Origin of the sequence: Caballeronia choica (assembly GCF_001544535.1) — a bacterium.
GTDB lineage: Bacteria > Pseudomonadota > Gammaproteobacteria > Burkholderiales > Burkholderiaceae > Caballeronia > Caballeronia choica.
In genome coordinates this window covers 1-1,703 of record NZ_FCON02000415.1, presented here as the reverse complement: position 1 = coordinate 1,703, position 1,703 = coordinate 1, and the positions used below count along the sequence as shown (strand labels likewise).

The 1,703-nt window shown below is 65.6% G+C and carries 2 protein-coding genes; both read left to right on the top strand.

The window, feature by feature from the left end; translation table 11 throughout:
- Positions 1-930 (top strand): ABC transporter permease subunit (locus AWB68_RS44590; RefSeq protein ID WP_087650417.1); only part of this gene is annotated, 930 nt, incomplete at its 5' end.
- A gap of 93 nt (positions 931-1,023) precedes the next feature.
- A partial coding sequence (locus AWB68_RS44585) for a substrate-binding domain-containing protein (protein WP_087650416.1) occupies positions 1,024-1,703 on the top strand: 680 nt, incomplete at its 3' end.

Below are 1,703 nucleotides of genomic sequence, written 5' to 3'. Positions count from 1 at the left end.
CTGATGCGCACGGCTGGCATGCTGCCCGTGCTGATCCTGCTGTGCATCGCGTTCGGCGTCGCGACGGACGGGTTCTTCAGCCTGCAGAACGTCTCTATCGTCGCCCAGCAGGCGTCGATCAACGTCGTGCTCGCGGCCGGCATGACCTTCGTCATCCTGACGGGCGGCATCGACCTGTCGGTCGGCTCGGTGCTCTCGGCCGCCGCCGTGACGGCGCTCCTCGCGTCGAACATTCCCGGCTTCGGCTGGCTCGGCGTGCCGGCCGCGCTCGCGGTCGGGCTGGCGTTCGGCCTGATCAACGGCGCGCTGATCGCGCTGCTCCGGCTGCCGCCGTTCATCGTCACGCTCGGCTCGCTCACCGCCGTGCGCGGCATCGCGCGGCTGATCGGCCACGACACGACCATCTTCAACCCGCAACTGTCGTTCGCCTTCATCGGCAACGATTCCGTGCTCGGCGTGCCCTGGCTCGTGATCATCGCGATCGCGGTGGTGGTGATCTCCTGGTTCATCCTGCGCCGCACGGTGCTCGGCCTGCGCATCTACTCGGTCGGCGGCAACCCGGAAGCGGCGCGCCTGTCCGGCATCAAGGTGTGGGGCATCCAGATGTTCGTGTATGCGGCCTCGGGCGTGCTCGCCGGGCTCGGCGCGGTGATGTCGGCGGCACGGCTCTATGCGGCGAACGGCCTGCAGCTCGGCCAGTCGTATGAACTCGATGCGATCGCGGCGGTGATTCTCGGCGGCACGAGTTTCGTCGGCGGCGTCGGGTCGATTGTCGGCACGCTGGTCGGCGCGCTCATCATCGCGGTGCTGACCAACGGCCTCGTGCTGCTCGGCGTGTCGGACATCTGGCAGTACATCATCAAGGGCCTCGTGATCATCGGCGCAGTGGCACTCGACCGCTATCGCCAGCGCGGCTCCGCACGCACCTGATTCAATCACCTTTTTACTTGCGCGACGGCGTACGGGAACATGCAGGTCCGCTTGTTCCCGCCAAAACCAACGGACCACCCTGGAGACAAGAAAATGTTCAAGCAAAAAGTCGCATTCGCGAGCATCGCGCTCGCCCTGGGCTGCAGCCTCACCCTGTCCGGCGCACAGGCGGCCGACAAGCCGCTCAAGTCGATCGGCATCACGGTCGGGTCGCTCGGCAATCCGTACTTCGTGACCATCGCCAAGGGCGCGGAAGCGAAGGCGAAGCAGATCAATCCGAACGTGAAGGTGCAGGCGGTGTCGGCCGACTACGACATGAACAAGCAGTTCACGCAGATCGACAACTTCATCTCGGCGCACGTCGACATCATCCTGCTCAACGCCGCCGACCCGAAGGCGATCGAACCCGCGGTGAAGAAGGCGCAGGCTGCGGGCATCGTGGTCGTGGCGGTCGACGTGGCCGCCGCCGGCGCCGATGCCACCGTGCAGACGAACAACATCCAGGCGGGACAGCTTGCGTGCGATTTCCTCTCGAAGAAGATCAACGGCAAGGGCAACGTGATCATCGAGAACGGGCCGCCGGTGTCCGCCGTGCTCGACCGCGTGAAGGGCTGCAAGGAAGTGCTGGCGAAGAGCCCCGGCATCAAGATTCTGTCCGACGATCAGGATGCCAAGGGCTCGCGCGAAGGCGGCATGAACGCGATGCAGGGCTACCTCACGCGCTTCCCGAAGATCGAGGGTCTGTTCGCGATCAATGACCCGCAGGCTGTCGG